The following is a 16,566-nucleotide window of genomic DNA, read 5'->3' on the forward strand; positions in this document are numbered from 1 at the left end:
AGCGCGCTTCCAAATCGCGCCGTAGCGAGCGGGACGCTCGGGTGGTCGGCCCGTTACCCCATCTACGGCGGCTCAAATCGTCGTCCGCGCCTTTGGCAACGGAAATGCGAGATCGCCGTGCTTCGACGTCTTCAAGCCCAATCCGACCAGCGCCTCGGCGAAGCGCACCGCGGCGGCGACGCCGTCGATCACGGGAATGCCGAGTTCGGTCGAGAGATCGTGCGCGAGATCGGCCATTCCGGCGCAGCCGAGCACGATGGCGCCGATGCCATCCTCGCGCAGCGCCGCCCGGCACTCGCCGAGCAGCGTGCCGCGCACATTCGCTTCCGGCTTGTCGAGATCGAGCACGGCGACGTCGACCGCGCGCACCTTGCGGCAGTGATGCTCCATGCCGTAATTGCGCACGAGATGCTCGGCGATTACCTTGGTGCGCGACAAGGTCGTGACGATGCTGAAATGGGTGGCGACGAAGCTCGCTGCGTGCATCGCCGCTTCCGCGATGCCGAGCACCGGCACCGCCGACAATTCGCGCGCGGCGAGCAGGCCGGGATCGCCGAAGCAGGCGATCACATGGGCGTGGCAACCTTCCGCGTCGCCGGCCTCGACCTCCTTGAGCATGCCGACGGCCGCGATGGCCTCGTCGTAGTGGCCCTCGATCGAGGCGGCGCCGAACCGCGCGGTGCGGCCCACGATCCGCGTGGACGGGCTGGCGCTGGCCTGCGCCGCCTGCGCGATCAGATCGGTCATCGTCGCGGTCATATTCGGATTGATGACGTTGATCACGGTCTCGCCGGGGCGGCTCATCGTTGCGTCCGTTGTTGTTGTCGTGTCCTGCCGTGTTCTAGCCGAGTTCCGCGGGCATGGTCGAGGGCCGTTCGCGACGCGGAACGCGCAGACGTGAACGGGATTGAGCTTGCGGATGTCGTGGTCGCGCCCAGCTTTGCGTTCGTCCCTTTCTCGAGAGACCCCATGCTGCGTATCGTCGTGCTCGTCCTGCTGATGGTGGCCGCTCCGGTCACCGCCGACGCGCGCCGCCGCCAGATCAATCCCGTGCCGTTCGCGCACACGCCATGCAGCGTGCTCGACGAGCGGCCGTGCACGCCGTCGTTCTGCAGCGTCTACGGACCCTGGCCGTGCATCCCCGAGATGAACTACCCCTATGGCCAGAACCTGCAACTGACCATCGAGACCCGGCCCGCCAAGGACCAGCTAGCCAAGTATCAGAAGCCGGATCACGATCTCGACACGATCGCTGATCTGTTCGGCGCACTTCGCTCCTGCTGGACGCCGCCGGCAGAGGACGATGCCCGCGCAGGGATGCAGATGACGGTGCGCTTCAGCTTCAAACGGACCGGCGACATGGTCGCCCCGCCGCGCGTGACCTTCGCGACGCCGAGCGCCCCGGCCGACACCCGGGCGATCTACCTGAAGGCGATCAATGCCTCGCTGGAGGCCTGCCTGCCGCTGAAGTTCACGTCAGGCCTCGGCGGCGCCCTGGCCGGCCGGCCAATCGCGATCCGCTATGTCGACAATCGCGAGCTGAACAAGACGTCCGAGCAGCGATAGCCCCATCGGTCGGCGGCAGGTTGGCACAAGGCCACGTTGCGACGCTGCCCCCGAAAATGATACCCAGTTCCCACAGGTCGCGTGCACAGGAGAGGGACGCCGTGGGACTTCTGGTGATGGTGGTGGGGCTGGTGCTGTTTCTCGGCGCCCATGTGTTCACGACCCGGCGCGAGGCGCGGGCGCGGGTCATCGCGCGGCTGGGCGAGGCAACCTACAAGCTCGCCTATACGGTCGTTGCGCTTGCCGGCCTTATGCTGATCGTCTGGGGCTTCGCGCAGTACCGCAACAACGGCGGCTGGATCCAGGTCTGGACGCCGCCGAAAGCGCTGAAGCACATCAATCTCGCCTTGATGCTGCCGGCCGTGATCATGATCGTCGCCGCCTACATCCGCGGCCGGATCTACACGACGCTGAAACATCCGATGCTCGCTGGCGTGAAGCTGTGGGCGTTCGGCCATCTGCTCTCGAACGGCGACCTCGGCGGCATGATCCTGTTCGGTTCGATCCTGGCGTGGGCCGTGTTCGATCGCATCTCGCTGAAGCGCCGAGCCGATGCCGGCGGACCGCCGATCCCCGTCGGCGGCGTCGGCAACGACGTCATCGCGGTGGTGGTCGGCGTCATCGTCTATGCCGCGCTGGCCTTCGCGTTCCATCCGGTCGTGCTTGGCATTCCCGTCATTGGCAATTAGCGGTTCTCGGCGGACGTATTCTGCCGCACAATTCAGCGTCGCTCGAGCATCGAGCGGCGCACATGACCGGAACAATTCGGCGACCGACAAGAACAATTCAGGGGAGGCGATCCGATGGAGTGGTCGCAACATGCCGCCATCAGCCCGATGCGCTGGGAGCAGCGTTTCGGCGACCGCGTGGTGCAGGTGTTCGCAGAGCGTCCCCCCAGCATCTGGGCGATGGTCAGGGAGGCGGCGGCACGCAATGGCGACGGCGAGGCGCTGGTTTGCGGCGGTTGGCGCTTGAGGTGGCGAGACGTGGTGCCCCAATCGGGCCAGATCGCCGCGGTGTTGCGCGACAAGGGACTTCGACGCGGCGACCGGATCGCTCTCCTGCTCGGCAACCGGATCGAATTCGTGCTGTCGCTGTTCGCAGCGGCCCAGCTCGGTCTCATCACCGTCCTGCTCTCGACCCGCCAGCAGAAGCCGGAAATCGGCTATGTGCTGAAGGATTGCGGCGCCAAGCTCCTGCTGCACGAGGCCTCGCTCGCCGAGCGGCTGCCGGACGCTGCCGACGTTCCTGACCTGCTGCATCGGATCGCCGTCGATGACGACATCGGCCGATCCGAGCTTTCGCGGCTTGCTGACCGCGCGCCGCTCGCGGCTGAGGAGGACGTCGCCGAAGAGGACACCGCGATGATCCTCTACACCTCCGGCACCACCGGCCGGCCCAAAGGGGCGATGCTCGCGCATTGCAACATCGTCCACTCCTCGATGGTCTACGAAGCCTGCCTCGGGCTGACGCCGGCCGACCGTTCGATCGCCGCGGTGCCGCTCGGTCACGTCACCGGCGTCGTCGCCAACGTCACCAGCATGGCGCGCTGCGCCGGCACCCTGATCATCATGCCGGAGTTCAAGGCCGGCGAATATCTCAAGCTCGCCGCGCGCGAGCGCGTGACCTACACGGTCATGGTTCCCGCGATGTACAATCTCTGCCTGCTGCAGTCCGATTTCGACAGCCATGATCTGTCGTCCTGGCGTATCGGCGGCTTCGGCGGGGCGCCGATGCCGGTCGCGACTATCGAGAAGCTGGCGGCGAAGATCCCCGGCCTGCGGCTGGTCAATGCCTATGGATCGACCGAGACCACCTCGCCCTCGACCCTGATGCCGCCGGAGCTGACGGCACGCCACATCGACAGCGTCGGCCTGCCGTGCCCGGGCGCCAGCATCCTCGTGATGGACGCGCAGGGGCGGGAGTTGCCGCGCGGCGAGATCGGGGAGATCTGGATCGGCGGCGGGCAGGTCATCAAGGGCTATTGGAACCGGCCCGAGGCCACCGCCGAGAGCTTCACCGCGGGCTACTGGCACTCCGGCGACCTCGGCTCGATCGATGCCGACAATTTCGTCCGGGTGTTCGACCGCCAGAAGGACATGATCAACCGCGGCGGGCTGAAGATCTACTCGGCCGAAGTCGAATCGGTGCTCGCCGCCCATCCGGCCGTGGTCGAGAGCGCGATCGTCGCCCGGCCGTGCCCGGTGCTCGGCGAGCGGGTCCACGCCGTGGTGGTGACGCGGGCGCCCGTGAGCGCCGAGGCTCTGCGCAGCTGGTGCCGCGAGCGGCTGTCCGACTATAAGGTCCCGGAGACCCTGACCGTGACGGCGGACCCTTTGCCCCGCAACGCCAACGGCAAGGTGATGAAACGGCAGTTGCGCGAGTCGTTGACGGCATGATAGCCGCGTCCGGTCGTTGTGGCGGAAGCCGGGAGTAACGCCTTGATTCGGCTGGACTCGCCTTGCCACCGCCATACCGATACGGTATCGGCGCCGGCGTGCGGGCAGAGGGCGGCTCGCGCGGCACTTCAACATTCGTTCGCGCGATCTGGCAGCGAACCTGACGGGATGTCACTAAGTGTCTGAATTCATTGATGAGGTAGACGAGGAGGTCCGTCGGGAACAGCTCAGGAAGCTGTGGGACCGCTACTCGATCCTGATCATCGCGATCGCGGTGCTGATCATTGCGGGCGTCGGTGGCTGGCGCGCTTACCAATATCTGGAGGCCCAGAAGGCCGCCGAGGCCGGCGTGGGCTTCAACAAGGCCATCGAGCTCTCCGAGCAGAACAAGCACGCCGAGGCCGAAAAGGCCTTCGCCGATGTCGCTGCCGTGGCCCCATCGGGATACCGCATGCTGGCGCGCTTCCATCAGGCGGCCGAGGCCGCGGTGCGCGACAAGGCCGCTGCCGTGAAGCTCTATGACGAGCTCGCCGCCGATCGCAGCATCGGTGCCGAGCACCAGTCGATGGCGCGCCTGCGCGCCGCCGGCCTCCTGGTCGACACCGCCCCCTATACCGACATCAAGCAGCGGCTCGAGAGCGAGGCTGCGGCCGGTGCGCCGTTCCGTCACGCCTCCCGCGAGCTCCTGGCCCTGTCGGCGTGGAAGGCCAACGATGCCGCCGCGGCCCGTCAATGGCTCGACATGATTGCGCTGGATGGTGAGACCCCGCCGGGCCTGCGCTCGCGCGCCGAAGCGCTGCAGGCTCTGCTGCCTGCCGTCGCCAAGAGCTGACTCAGGAGCTGAGCCGATCGCGGGTGCCGCGGCGGCGAAACTGAATTTGATCGGAAAATGACGACCATGCGCCGCCCCCAACGCCTCATCGCCCTGACCGTCCTCGCCGCGCTCACGGGCGTTCTCGGCGGCTGCGCCAGCGGCGGCAGTTTCGATCCGTCTGACATGCTCGATTTCCTCGACACGAAGAAGAAGCTGCCGGGCGACCGCAAACCGGTCTTCCCGGAAGGCGTGCCCGGCCTCGAGCAGGGCGTGCCGAAGGAGCTTTACAAGGGCGCCCAGCAGCAGCAGATGACCGATCCCGGCGCACCGCAGGCGGCTGTGCCGCCGCCCACGCCCGAGGAGCCCAAGGGCAAGAAGGGCGCCAAGGGCCGGCAGGCTGCCGTGAGCAATCCGGCTCCCGCCGATCCGCAGGACGGCGAGGCGGCTGCGGTCGAGGAGGGGGCGACGGCCGTTCCGCCGGCCCCGAAGCCGCAGAAGATCGTCCGCCGCCGCACCACCGCGCCGCCGCCGGACGAGGCCGCGCCCGCGCAGCAGCCCGTCCGCCAGTCCGGCCAATTCCCGGCGCCGATGCCGAGCGGCTCGTTCAGCCGCTAAAACGTTAAGCCCGTCCGCCGATCGCGTGATCAGCGGTTTCGGTTTTACGTCCGGATGCGCTAAAGCTGCGCGCTCACGCGCACGGATCATCATGTCCTTCACCATCGCCATCATCGGCCGGCCCAATGTCGGCAAATCGACCCTGTTCAATCGCCTGGTGGGACAGAAGCTGGCGCTTGTCGACGACATGCCCGGCGTCACCCGTGACCGCCGCGAGGGCGAGGCGAAGCTGCACGATCTCAGCTTCACGATCATCGACACCGCCGGTCTCGACGAGGGGCCGAAGGGCTCGCTGACGGCGCGGATCCAGGAGCAGACGGAGACCGCGATCGCGCTTGCGGATGCGCTGTTCTTCGTCATCGACGCCCGCATCGGCCTGACGCCGGCCGATCGCGCCTTCGCCGATTTCGCCCGCCGCGCCGACAAGCCGGTGCTGTTGCTCGCCAACAAGAGCGAGGGCAAGCACGGCGAGCTCGGCGCCATGGAGTCCTATGCGCTCGGCCTCGGCGATCCAATTCAGATCTCGGCCGAGCACGGCGAGGGCATGGGCGAGCTCTACGACGCCGTCAGCAAGCTCGTGCCGCCCACCGAAGACGAGGACGAGGAGCATGAGGAAACCGACGAGGAGCGCGCTGCACGCCCGATCCGCGTCGCCATCGTCGGCCGCCCCAATGCCGGCAAGTCGACCCTGATCAACCATTTGCTCGGCGAGGAGCGGCTGCTGACCAGCCCCGAGGCCGGGACGACACGCGATTCGATCGCGGTCGAGATCGAGTATAAGGGCCGAGGCTTCCGCATCTTCGACACCGCCGGCCTGCGGCGGCGCTCGCGCATCGAGGAGAAGCTGGAAAAGCTCTCGGTGGCGGATGCGCTGCGCGCGGTGCGGTTTGCCGAGGTCGTCGTGCTGATGATGGATGCGCAGAACCGCTTCGAGGAGCAGGATCTGCGCATCGCCGACCTGATCGAGCGCGAGGGGCGGGCGCTGGTCATCGCCGTCAACAAATGGGATCTGATGGAGGCTCAGCCGGGCCAGATCGCAGGCCTGCGCAGGGACGCCGACCATTGGCTGCCGCAGGTCGCGGGCGCGCCGATCGTGGCGGTGTCCGGCCTGATGGGCGAGGGCATCGACCGGCTGATGCAGGCCATCGTCCAGTCCTACGCGGTCTGGAACCGGCGCGTGCCGACGGCCGCGCTGAATCGCTGGTTCGAGGGCGCGATCGCCAACAATCCACCGCCGGCGGTGTCGGGCCGCCGCCTCAAGCTCAACTACATCACCCAGACCAAGGCGCGGCCGCCGAGCTTCGTGCTGTTCTGCTCGCGCGCCGACGCCATCCCGCAATCCTACCTCCGCTACCTCGTCAACTCGATGCGCGAGACCTTCGAGCTGCCGGGCACGCCGGTGCGCATCACCCTGCGTGAGAAGGCGAACCCGTTCGCCCACAAGCGCAAGCGGCCGAACTGATCGGCGAGCCGGGTCCCTCGCGACAGCCGCAGCGGCTTGTCGACGACATGATAAGCGAGCATCGCGGCGGCCAGTGAAATGGCGACCTGGCTGATGCCCCAGTTCAGGTTCGGATAGATCCTGAACAGCGAGCCCGTGACCGCGAACAGCACCGGATAATGCAGGATATAGAGCGGGAAGCTGAGCTCGCCGAGATAGTCGAGCACGGCGGCGGTGCGGCCGCCGAGATCGCCGACGCGATGGAACACCACGACCAGCGTGCCGATCCAGGCGACGCAGTTCACGGCCGCGGAGCCGAAATTGTGGACGTCGAAGAACCTCGCCTGGGTGGCGACCGAGGCCACCCCCGCGAGGCCGAGCCACAGCAGATAGCGCCGGTCGCGTGGCTGCCGGTAGGCCACCCAGCCGGCCAGCCAGGCCCACAGCATCACGATGCCGGTCAGCCAATAGGAGTTGCGGCCGGCGACGTATTCGTTGCGGAACAGGGGCCAGGCAACGAAGAACAGCCCGGAGGCGATCATCAGCGCGGGAATGTGCGGCCGGCCCTCGAGCTTTCTGAACAGCGGCGCCAGCAGATAGTACACCGCCTCGATCGACAGCGACCAGGCCGGGTACAGGAAGGAGATCATGATCGGCAGGAAGGCTTCGAGCAGCAGCATGCAGCCGATGAACTGCAGCGCGGTCGGCGGCTTGGCAGGCGCGAGGTAGCCGCCGGCGGCGCCGAACATCGACCAGGCGAGCCAGCCGATCAGGACCGCGAGCATATTGAGCGGCAGGATCCGCAGGACACGGCGGCGCAGATAGCCCTCGGGCCGCGTCGCGATCGAGTGGTGAATGCTGAAGCCGGAGATGACGAAGAAGCACATCACCGCCATCAGGCCGCTCTTGGTCAGCACCGGAATGGCGCGCTCCGCCGGCCCGAAATTGTAGGTGTGGTCAAACAGCACCCACATCGCCAAAAGAAACCTGAGGCCGCCGAGCACCGGCCAGAATCCACGCTGCGGCTCGTTCATGACGCTGCCTTCGCCGACGGCCGGGCGCACCGCGCGCCGGGTAAAGACCGTCAGTCCCAGCAATGAACAGTAATGATCGGACACAATTCACAGCGGTAAAATGATGCTCATCGACAGCTGGCGACGTCCGGTGTGCTCCTTTCGACTGCTTGTGTGCCATACCGGTCACAGACGCTCTCTCAATCCGACGAAAAGCCGAACGGCACCGACGACGTCCTGAAATCGTCGGGCAGGATCTCGCGGCCGATCGGCGGCGCCGAGCGGGCGGCGCATTTCGGCCTATGGCAGACGCGGCAGGCGGTGCCGATCGGCGTCGGCGCGCTGGCGTCGGGGCCATGGCCGTCGCGGGTGTAGATCAGGTGCCCGGCATGCTCGGCGGCGCAGCCGACCGCAATCGCGCGCTCGACGCGGACCGCGCCGTAGGAGCCGCCGCCGGCGGTCACGGTGCGCGCGATCGAGAAGAAGCGGCGGCCGTCCGGCAGCTCCAGCCATTGCGTCACGATCTGGCGCGGCGTCTTGAAGATGCCGTGCACCGACCACAGCGGGCAGGCGCCGCCGTGACGCGCGAACGGGAAGCCGGCGCCGTCGAGCAGTTTCGAGACGTTGCCGGCGGGATCGACGCGGATCAGGAAGAACGGAATCTTCTCGGCGCCCGGCTTCTGCAAGGTCGTCACGCGATGCGCCGTTTGTTCGAAGCTGGTGCCGAACTGCCGGGCCAGCGCTTCGAGATCGTAGGCCCTGGCATCGACTGCCTTCGCGAAGATCGAATAGGGCATGATGATCGCTGCCGCCGCGTAGGCCGCGAGCGCCCGGCGCGCCAGCAGTTCGGCGGTCTTGCTGGCGAACTTGCCGTCCTCCAGTGCTGCACCGATCTCGGTGTCCAGCTCGAGATACGCGAGCTGCCGCGCCAGCTCGAATTTGAGGCTGGCGCTGTCGAGCGAATCCTCGATCAGCAATTGCCGCCGATGCAGGTCGAGCCGCCTGAGCGAGCCGAGCATCACGTTCGGCGGCATGTAGCGGACCTGGAGCTTGTGCTTTTCGCGGAAGCGCTCGATGAAGCCCGCGGGGCTCGCCGTGACCTGCGGCGAGCCGGTCGCCGAGCCCTGGAAGATCGCCTGCGCCAGCCGCTCGGCGGCCTCGTCGAGCTGGGCGAAGTTGTTGCGGCGGGCGGCCAGGAAGCGGCGGACATCGGCGACCGGATCATTGGCGTCGAAACCCTCCGGCAGCGGCGCGCCGCCGGAGACCGCAGGCGCCCGCTCGGCCAGCGCCAGCTGCTCCTCGCGATAGGCGGTGTAGAGCCGCAGGAAGGCTTCCGCCATGCCGGGATAGCTGACGGCGAGATCGGAGATCTCCAGCGCGGGGATGTCGATGTCCGAGAACATCGGGTCCTTCAGCACCGACTGCATCCGCGCGGTGTGGTCGGCGCCGCCGTCGCCGGCGAGATCGGCAAGGTCGATCTTGTAGGTCCGCGCCAGCCGCAGCAGCATGTCGGCCGTCACCGGCCTCTGGTTCCTCTCCAGAAGTGCCACGTAAGGCGCTGATATTTCGAGGTCGGCGGCCATGTCGGCCTGGGTCAGGCCGAGCTCGCGGCGGAGCCGGCGCAGGCGCGGGCCCATGAAGATCGAGCGTGCCGTGGCGGTACTCATGGCCGGTCATCTCCCCTCTGTAATCTCCTTACAGCTATACACGAGAGATTTGTAAAGTGTGACAAGTTTTCCGCGCAATGTCTGGTCCGTTCGCTGCGGGTGCTTACAACAGGTCCCAGGTTGTCCTTAACCAAGGGATCACGGACATGAACTTCCAACCGCGTGGACTGAACGACCAGGCTCTCCAAGGCTCCGCGTCCTACCAGGCCGAGGTCGAGGCGGCGCGTGCGCTGCTCGAGGCCAACCCGACCTGGAACGGCGTCACCGCCGAGGCCGTGGCGCGCATGCGCCTGCAGAACCGCTTCAGGACCGGTCTCGACGTCGCCCGCTACACCGCCGCGGTGATGCGCGCCGACATGGCCGCCTATGATGAGGACAGCACGAAGTACACCCAGTCGCTGGGCTGCTGGCACGGCTTCATCGCGCAGCAGAAGCTGATCTCGATCAAGAAGCATTTCGGCAAGACCGACCGCCGCTACCTCTATCTGTCCGGCTGGATGATCGCGGCGCTGCGCTCCGAGTTCGGCCCGCTGCCGGACCAGTCGATGCACGAGAAGACCTCGGTGCCCGCGCTGATCGAGGAGCTCTACACCTTCCTGCGCCAGGCCGACTCGCGCGAGCTGAACGATCTCTTCCGCACGCTCGACGCGGCCCGCAAGGCCGGCGACAAGGCGAAGGAGACCGAGATCATCGCCAAGATCGATGGCTTCCAGACCCACGTCGTCCCCGTCATCGCCGACATCGATGCCGGCTTCGGCAATGCGGAGGCGACCTATCTGCTCGCCAAGAAGATGATCGAGGCGGGCGCCTGCGCGCTGCAGATCGAGAACCAGGTCTCCGACGAGAAGCAGTGCGGCCACCAGGACGGCAAGGTCACCGTGCCGCATGACGTCTTCCTGGCCAAGATCCGCGCCTGCCGCCACGCCTTCCTGGAGCTCGGCGTCGAGGACGGCATCGTCGTCACCCGCACCGACTCGCTCGGCGCCGGCCTGACGCAGCAGATCGCGTTCTCCAGCCAGCCGGGTGATCTCGGCGACCAGTACAACAGCTTCCTCGACTGCGAGGAGGTGACCCCTGAGACCGCGCGCAGCGGCGACGTCATCATCAACCAGAACGGCAAGATGATGCGCCCGAAGCGGCTGCCCTCGAACCTCTATCAGTTCCGTCCCGGCACCGGCGAGGACCGTTGCGTGCTCGACTGCATCACCTCGCTTCAGAACGGCGCCGACCTGTTGTGGATCGAGACCGAGAAGCCGCATATCGAGCAGATCGCCAAGATGGTCGACCGCATCCGCAAGGTGATCCCGAACGCCAAGCTCGCCTACAACAACTCGCCGTCGTTCAACTGGACCCTCAACTTCCGTTGGCAGGTCTATGACGCGATGAAGGAGGCGGGCCAGGACGTCAGCAAGTACAACCGCGCCGAGCTGATGAAGGCGGAGTATGACGACACGCCGCTGGCGAAGGAAGCCGACGAGCGCATCCGCACCTTCCAGGCGGACTCGGCCAAGCGCGCCGGCATCTTCCACCACCTGATCACCTTGCCGACCTACCACACGGCCGCGCTGTCGACCGACAACCTCGCCCGCGAGTACTTTGGCGAGCAGGGCATGCTGGGTTACGTCAAGAACGTCCAGCGCGCCGAGATCCGCCAGGGCATCGCCTGCGTCAAGCACCAGAACATGGCCGGCTCCGATATCGGCGACGACCACAAGGAGTATTTTGCGGGTGAGAAGGCCCTGAAGGCCGGCGGCGCCCACAATACGATGAACCAGTTCGGCTGATTTCCGCCGGGTGACCAGCTGAACTGATGAGACCCATCTGGAGCGGCAACGCTCCAGACGGGTTTTGCTTTTGCGGAGCGTCTTCGCGACGGCCGGCGATTGCGCAAGCTGCTCCGAGTTTGTGGCGCACTCCCTCCACACCGTCATGGCCGGGCTTGTCCCGGCCATCCACGTCGATCGGCGTCCTTGGAGCGACGTGGATGCCCGGGACAAGCCCGGGCATGACGAACAACAAATTGGCGCATCGTCGGGCGGCAAGGGACTAATTGCTCATTGGGGATCGGTGTCTCATCGGGCGCGACCTCAGCGCTCGCTCAGCGCCAACCGCACCCCGAGCAACGCAAAGCCACCAGCAAACGCCCGGCGCAGCCATGTCATCACGCGGGGGCGGCTGACGACGCGGTCGCGCACCGCGGCCGCGAACAGGCCGTAGACCACGAACACGCCGAACGTCATCGCCATGAACGTGGCCGACAGCTCCAGCATGGCGGCAAGCGGATGCGCCTCGTCCGCCGCGATGAACTGCGGCAGGAAGGCGAGGAAGAAGATCGACAGTTTTGGATTGAGGATGTTGATCAGGAAGCCGGTCAGCACCACCCGCGCGGCCGAACGCGTCCCGTCTTTCGCGTCGGTAGCCTCCACCGCCAGCGCGCCGCGCTCGCCGAGCGACTGCCAGGCCATGTACAGGAGATACGCGACGCCGCAATATTTCAGCGCGGCAAAGGCCAGCGCGCTGGTGTGCAGGATGGCCGCGAGGCCGACGATCGCCGCCAGCATCGCCGGGATGATGCCGAGCGTGCAGCCGAACGCCGCCGCGATGCTCATCCGCGATCCCCGCGTCAGCGCCACGGCGAGCGTGTAGAGCACGCCGGTGCCGGGCGAGGCGACCACGATCAGCGAGGTCAGCAGAAAGGCAGTGTACATCGGCGGCTCCCGGGTTCGCGGCCGCGAGGCGGCCGGCGTCTCTCAAAATCGCCCCCCAACATTCCACGCCGTACCGTCGGGCGATAGCCGGCGACGCTTCACGGGACGGCGAGCCGCCGAGGCGTGACGCGGGCACCGCAGCGCGTGAGGGACATCAGGGCAGGGGACGCGTTCGACCGTCATCGCGGCGCGTTCGCGCCCGAGCTTTTCAGGTCGTCTCGCCCCCGAAATACAGAGGGCGCGGGGAATGCCGGGCTGCTGGCCGCAACCCATGGCCCGCCTGCAGAAGAAAAAGCAGGCGGCAGTCACCACAGGTTCAGCCGGATCAACCCGGCATTCCCCGCGCGATGGTCTTCACGCTTATACGCGATCTCCCCGGTGTCCGGCTTGTTAGCCACCGTCGCCCGCAGGGGTCATCATCCCCCNTTGTTAGCCACCGTCGCCCGCAGGGGTCATCATCCCCCAGGACTTGGCGCCAGCTTCGGGGCGCCAGGACCACGCGATTTCACGTCCGCGACCGGCTGTTCGTCCGCACGCCTCAAGCGCGCTGCAGCCAGTCGCGGCCACCGCTCCCCGCACCCAACGTCCGTGACGATCGCGATCCGCCCCTCTCGAGGAGCGCGGGATGGCGACAATCAATCATGAAATTCGGAAAAATGGAAGGAGAATGTTTTTGGCGAAGGGACTGGACAGGGGTGATCGTCTTGACCGGCCTGACGAAATCAGTTTGTCCGCGCATCCTCCCAGCGATCCTCCGGCAAAGCGCAGCGCCTCGCGCCAGGATCCGGTGTCCGTCCCGAGAAGCTGCCCCATGAAGGCCCGCCGACCACTACAACTCATGCGAGCAATGCGTGCCGGGACGGCAGCGAATGTGTCTGGCCCGCAACGAAGTCGGCTTTTGTTAGTTGTTTCCATTCCCTCCGAGGTTGCGGCTATTGTTCCCCAGATCGGCCCCTGCTACCCCTGAAGTCATCGACAGTAGGGGTGCTGTGGGGGCTCAAATGAACGGTTTGCGTGGGATGGCCAGCTGGCTGGCCATCATTGGAGGGGCGTGTCTTGGCGGCTGTGCTGCGCCGCTTGCGGTCAACAACGTGACCGACATCCGGTCGACCACGGGCAGCCGAGGGATCGACGTCTACGAGCCGAAGCGCCGAACCGACGCCAGCGTGCCCGAGTTTGCGGGTGACCAGCTCGTGGAAGTGCGGACCTTTCACAATCCCGGCGGGGGAGGCGAGGTCGAGATGGCCGGGGCGTCCTGCTCGCTGGAAGCCTCCGGCTTCACCGCAACCATGACCAGTCCCGCGAAGGTGCGCGTGCCGCTCTATCGCGGACAGTCGAGCACGCTCGCCGTGACCTGCCAGAAGCCCGGCTATCAAAAGCGGATGATCACCGTCGCGCCGATCGATGCGACGCGCCAGGCGCGTCTGGCCAGCGGCATGAACGGCGGGATCCTTGGTGCGGTGATCGTGGCCGGCATCGACGCCGCCGCCGACAACTCGAAGAACGACTGGCGTTATCCGGTGGCGAAGGTGGTGCTGGAGGCGGATGCTGCCGGGAGGTGAGGGGCGGAGCTTTCGGATACGGTGGTGACGGCAATTGCGGAGACGGTGCATGAGAGTGGCTGCGCGGGAAGGTTTACGATGCACTCAACCGAGACACAGAATTAGTACACTGTCGCGTAATCCCGCATCACCGTAGTCCCGTATTCCGGAGGTGCTCCGCGGCAGACGTCGTTATTGCTGATGCAAGCAGAAGGCCATCAGCCACCAGCGCGCAAAAAGGTGCTCGGATCGAGGTGTGCAATGAGGAGAAGATAAGTGTCCCTCTATGATCCACTTAAATTGCGATTGCAGTCAGCTACTGAAAATTCGCTCGTTCTATCCTTCGACGAGATCGAGGAGTTGATCGGCCAAGTCCTCCCGATTTCAGCCCAAAATTACGACGCATGGTGGAGCAACGAGAACCCAGACCACACAAGGCACGTACAGAGCAAGGCGTGGACGACCCTAGGCTTCAGTGCAGAAGTGAACAGAGGCCGACGGGAGGTTACCTTTCGGCGCGGAACGCCTTAGCTGACAATTGAGGTAGCCTTGATGGCACCTGCAAATGGATGAACATTGAGACCTATTGAGTTAGACGCGCCTCAATGATTCTGGCCGTGTCGAACGCAGGTGTGCCAGGCCTATTTGGGCGCTGGCACGACATTCCAACTTAGTGAAATAGTTTCGACAACGCCGCTCGGCGAATCGGCCAGCGGTTCGATGAAATTAGCGTGTTCGGCGATTTTGATACATCCGTGATCCATGCGCTTCGAAGCACCCTGTTTGGTCAGAAAGGTGATGGGCAACGTTCTAGAGCCGACTTGCTCGGCGAGTCGGACGAGATTGCGGTAGAAGGCCGCTTGGCGTGGCGTGAGGCGGGCTGGTTCATCGGCAAAGCCGCTGGCCGGCTTTCCTTGACTGGGATTGCTCAACGTTTTCGCTCCCGGTGTTTCCTCCCATTCAAACATTAGCTTCAACATCAAGGCCTCCTTGTGAGTTCGATGTTCCGAGGCAAGTTAGGTGCACTGTCACCGTAGTGCTGTGGGTGATGTCGCGCGCGGGCGGGCGGGCAAGGTCGGTTTTTTGGGCGGGGCGTCCGGGGGGCGCGTGTCGCTGTGGCTGATGCGGGCTGGTCACCGTCGTTGGGGGCCGTGCTGCCTGAGGTGGCGATGGGGCAGGGGCGCGGGGCGGGGGTGGCGTCCAGCTCATTCGAAGCGCCAGTAGCGGCGGTCCTGGGGGGGCAGCGGCACCGGGTGGATCTGGCTCAGGCGGGGCGAGGGCAGGCGGCGGTCGAGCAGCAGCTTGAGGTCGTCCATCACGGCGCGGTTCTGGGCGAAGGTCGAATGGTTGAGGCCGAGAAACTCGTCGCCCAGGCGGGTGACGTCGATGGTGTCGAGCTCGCGCAGGGTGACCGGACCCTCGGCGGGAACGTCGCCGGCGCGCGAGAACTTCTGGATGAGGGACGATGCCCGCAGCGCCAGGTCGGCGGAGGAGGCATACAGCGTCATGTCCTGCGTGATCTTCTTCAGCACGGGAATGGCCTTCTTGAAGCCCTCGGTGTCGAGATCGGGGGCCGCCATGACCAGCCGATCGATCTGCACGGGCTTGGCGACCAGCGCATTCGTGCTGAGCGCATCGACGACGACCAGATTGCCCATGCTGTGCGCCAGGACGTCGATCCGCTCGACACCCAGATCGTTCTGGAGCTTCTGCACCAGCCTGATGAAGCCGTCGCGCGCGAACAGGGCGCTGTCGCGATCGAAGCCATAGTCGGTGATGCCGTCGCCGCGGGTGCTCCAGGCGAACAGCACCGGAAGGCCGCGATAATCGAGATCCCACAGCATCTGGGCGTTGCGGAAGACGGCGTCCTCGAAGCTGTTGTTGAAGCCGTGAACGAAGATCAGCGCCGTCTTGTGGTCATGCTCCCTGACCAGCGCGTCGAAATCCTGCTCGCTCAGGAACGCCGCCCGCTTCAGCGAGAAATGCTTCGTGTCGTTCTGCTTCTCGCGATAGAGTTCGAACGAGAACACTTTCCAGCTGCGCGGCAGCTCGACATTGCCGGTCTTGTGGTTGTCGGGAATCCGGACCGTCACCGCGCCGAACGACAGCTGCGGATGCCGCACGCCGGAGAATGCGACCGAATTGGAGCTGGGGGCGGGCTTTCGATCCGTGACGAACAGGAAATCGACCTCGCGCCGCGTATATCGCTTGGCGAGGTCCTCGACGATCACGTCGTAGGGATTCTTGATGATGCTTCCAATCTGCTTGGAGCTGCCGCCGCCACCTTGCCAGAACTCGCTCATCCCGATGTCTGCCATGGTGCCCCCCTTGTTTCGCAGGGGCTTGAGCCCGAAGCCGGACTTGTCGAAGTCGATCGCCTCGGGACGCGGCGACGTGAGGCAGACGGCGCTGCCGATCTTCTCCCCACTGGCGTCCAGCCGAAACACCCAGTCGGAGCGGCCGGCGGTGTGCTCCACCTCGGCGACATGGACGGTGAAGGCCGAGTAGGTCCTGCTGTCCGTGATGCGGACCGCCTTCGGATTGCCGTAGGCAGCAATGAAGCCCAGGCTGTCATCGAGGCCGCCGCTGTCATTCACCACCGATCGATACTGCTCGATCGTCGCAACCTCCCGCAGCCCCGCGGTGTTGAGATTCACCACGGCCTGGACATAGGCGCGCAGCAGCGTAGCCGGGTCGGCGGCGGCGTCCGCCCTGAACGTCAGCAGCACCCAGGCCGCAGCAAGGGCAGCCAGACAGCGGGCGAGCGGCATCTATCTCTCCAGCACGAGGGGCGTCGGAAGG

General features: G+C 66.0%; 15 protein-coding genes. 9 read left to right on the top strand and 6 right to left on the bottom strand.

Going from position 1 to position 16,566, the window contains the following annotated elements:
* Window positions 1–72 precede the first annotated feature (72 nt).
* Entirely contained in the window at window positions 73–804 is a 732-nt protein-coding gene (locus HL666_RS33335; protein ID WP_172185721.1) for an aspartate/glutamate racemase family protein, read from the bottom strand.
* A gap of 165 nt (window positions 805–969) precedes the next feature.
* Here HL666_RS33335 and HL666_RS33340 point away from each other — a divergent pair, with 165 nt between their 5' ends.
* The 6 genes from HL666_RS33340 (at window position 970) to der (ending at window position 6,856) form a co-directional block, all read left to right on the top strand.
* A complete protein-coding gene (locus HL666_RS33340) occupies window positions 970–1,566 on the top strand; it encodes a UCP034077 family protein (protein ID WP_172185723.1) in 597 nt (198 codons plus the stop codon).
* 101 nt (window positions 1,567–1,667) lie between these two features.
* Window positions 1,668–2,255, top strand: a complete 588-nt coding sequence (locus tag HL666_RS33345) for an NnrU family protein (RefSeq protein WP_311976872.1) — start codon at window positions 1,668–1,670, stop codon at window positions 2,253–2,255.
* A gap of 114 nt (window positions 2,256–2,369) precedes the next feature.
* A complete protein-coding gene (locus HL666_RS33350) occupies window positions 2,370–3,965 on the top strand; it encodes a class I adenylate-forming enzyme family protein (protein ID WP_172185725.1) in 1,596 nt (531 codons plus the stop codon).
* Between the two features lie 178 nt (window positions 3,966–4,143).
* Complete coding sequence (locus HL666_RS33355; RefSeq protein ID WP_172131868.1) at window positions 4,144–4,797, top strand: tetratricopeptide repeat protein; 654 nt, start codon at window positions 4,144–4,146, stop codon at window positions 4,795–4,797.
* A 66-nt stretch (window positions 4,798–4,863) separates the two neighbouring features.
* Window positions 4,864–5,394, top strand: coding sequence for a hypothetical protein (locus tag HL666_RS33360; RefSeq protein WP_172185753.1), 531 nt, complete (start codon window positions 4,864–4,866; stop codon window positions 5,392–5,394).
* Window positions 5,395–5,485: 91 nt separating this feature from the next.
* On the top strand, window positions 5,486–6,856 hold the full coding sequence (gene der, locus HL666_RS33365; protein WP_172185727.1) for a ribosome biogenesis GTPase Der: 1,371 nt from the start codon (window positions 5,486–5,488) through the stop codon (window positions 6,854–6,856).
* Here der and HL666_RS33370 read toward each other — a convergent pair.
* Together HL666_RS33370 and HL666_RS33375 are read right to left on the bottom strand one after the other, a co-directional pair.
* Entirely contained in the window at window positions 6,745–7,869 is a 1,125-nt protein-coding gene (locus HL666_RS33370; RefSeq protein WP_172185755.1) for an acyltransferase family protein, read from the bottom strand. The genes der and HL666_RS33370 overlap by 112 nt on opposite strands.
* 179 nt (window positions 7,870–8,048) lie before the next feature.
* Window positions 8,049–9,515: a helix-turn-helix domain-containing protein gene (locus HL666_RS33375; RefSeq protein ID WP_172185729.1), complete on the bottom strand. Its 1,467-nt coding sequence runs from the start codon at window positions 9,513–9,515 to the stop codon at window positions 8,049–8,051.
* Between the two features lie 146 nt (window positions 9,516–9,661).
* Between HL666_RS33375 and HL666_RS33380 the strand changes: the two genes are divergently transcribed.
* On the top strand, window positions 9,662–11,299 hold the full coding sequence (locus HL666_RS33380) for an isocitrate lyase (RefSeq protein WP_172185731.1): 1,638 nt from the start codon (window positions 9,662–9,664) through the stop codon (window positions 11,297–11,299).
* A 303-nt stretch (window positions 11,300–11,602) separates the two neighbouring features.
* Here the strand turns inward: HL666_RS33380 and HL666_RS33385 are convergent, their stop codons facing one another.
* The gene (locus HL666_RS33385; protein ID WP_172185733.1) at window positions 11,603–12,223 is read right to left on the bottom strand and encodes a LysE family translocator; all 621 of its coding nucleotides are present in this window, start codon (window positions 12,221–12,223) and stop codon (window positions 11,603–11,605) included.
* Window positions 12,224–13,242: 1,019 nt separating this feature from the next.
* Between HL666_RS33385 and HL666_RS33390 the strand changes: the two genes are divergently transcribed.
* Both HL666_RS33390 and HL666_RS34730 read left to right on the top strand, forming a co-directional pair.
* The gene (locus tag HL666_RS33390; protein WP_172109800.1) at window positions 13,243–13,785 is read left to right on the top strand and encodes a hypothetical protein; all 543 of its coding nucleotides are present in this window, start codon (window positions 13,243–13,245) and stop codon (window positions 13,783–13,785) included.
* A 255-nt stretch (window positions 13,786–14,040) separates the two neighbouring features.
* Window positions 14,041–14,295 carry a DUF7662 domain-containing protein gene (locus tag HL666_RS34730; protein ID WP_446471665.1) on the top strand — a complete coding sequence of 85 codons (255 nt, stop codon included), beginning with the start codon at window positions 14,041–14,043 and terminating at the stop codon, window positions 14,293–14,295.
* Window positions 14,296–14,405: 110 nt separating this feature from the next.
* Here HL666_RS34730 and HL666_RS33395 read toward each other — a convergent pair whose 3' ends face one another.
* Entirely contained in the window at window positions 14,406–14,744 is a 339-nt protein-coding gene (locus HL666_RS33395; RefSeq protein ID WP_172185735.1) for a hypothetical protein, read from the bottom strand.
* 225 nt (window positions 14,745–14,969) lie between these two features.
* The gene (locus HL666_RS33400; protein WP_172185737.1) at window positions 14,970–16,535 is read right to left on the bottom strand and encodes an alpha/beta hydrolase; all 1,566 of its coding nucleotides are present in this window, start codon (window positions 16,533–16,535) and stop codon (window positions 14,970–14,972) included.
* Window positions 16,536–16,566: the final 31 nt, after the last annotated feature.

The sequence above is a fragment of the Bradyrhizobium aeschynomenes genome, from assembly GCF_013178945.1.
Lineage (GTDB): Bacteria > Pseudomonadota > Alphaproteobacteria > Rhizobiales > Xanthobacteraceae > Bradyrhizobium > Bradyrhizobium aeschynomenes.

Excerpts from the sequence above, each read along its gene's own strand:
- HL666_RS33340 (WP_172185723.1), top strand. The coding sequence starts at position 970 with ATGCTGCGTATCGTCGTGCTCGTCCTGCTGATGGTGGCCGCTCCGGTC.
- der (WP_172185727.1), top strand. The coding sequence starts at position 5,486 with ATGTCCTTCACCATCGCCATCATCGGCCGGCCCAATGTCGGCAAATCG.
- HL666_RS33360 (WP_172185753.1), top strand. The coding sequence starts at position 4,864 with ATGCGCCGCCCCCAACGCCTCATCGCCCTGACCGTCCTCGCCGCGCTC.
- HL666_RS33350 (WP_172185725.1), top strand. The coding sequence starts at position 2,370 with ATGGAGTGGTCGCAACATGCCGCCATCAGCCCGATGCGCTGGGAGCAG.
- HL666_RS33375 (WP_172185729.1), bottom strand. The coding sequence starts at position 9,515 with ATGAGTACCGCCACGGCACGCTCGATCTTCATGGGCCCGCGCCTGCGC.
- HL666_RS33335 (WP_172185721.1), bottom strand. The coding sequence starts at position 804 with ATGAGCCGCCCCGGCGAGACCGTGATCAACGTCATCAATCCGAATATG.
- HL666_RS33390 (WP_172109800.1), top strand. The coding sequence starts at position 13,243 with ATGGCCAGCTGGCTGGCCATCATTGGAGGGGCGTGTCTTGGCGGCTGT.
- HL666_RS33370 (WP_172185755.1), bottom strand. The coding sequence starts at position 7,869 with ATGAACGAGCCGCAGCGTGGATTCTGGCCGGTGCTCGGCGGCCTCAGG.
- HL666_RS33385 (WP_172185733.1), bottom strand. The coding sequence starts at position 12,223 with ATGTACACTGCCTTTCTGCTGACCTCGCTGATCGTGGTCGCCTCGCCC.
- HL666_RS33400 (WP_172185737.1), bottom strand. The coding sequence starts at position 16,535 with ATGCCGCTCGCCCGCTGTCTGGCTGCCCTTGCTGCGGCCTGGGTGCTG.
- HL666_RS33395 (WP_172185735.1), bottom strand. The coding sequence starts at position 14,744 with ATGTTGAAGCTAATGTTTGAATGGGAGGAAACACCGGGAGCGAAAACG.
- HL666_RS33380 (WP_172185731.1), top strand. The coding sequence starts at position 9,662 with ATGAACTTCCAACCGCGTGGACTGAACGACCAGGCTCTCCAAGGCTCC.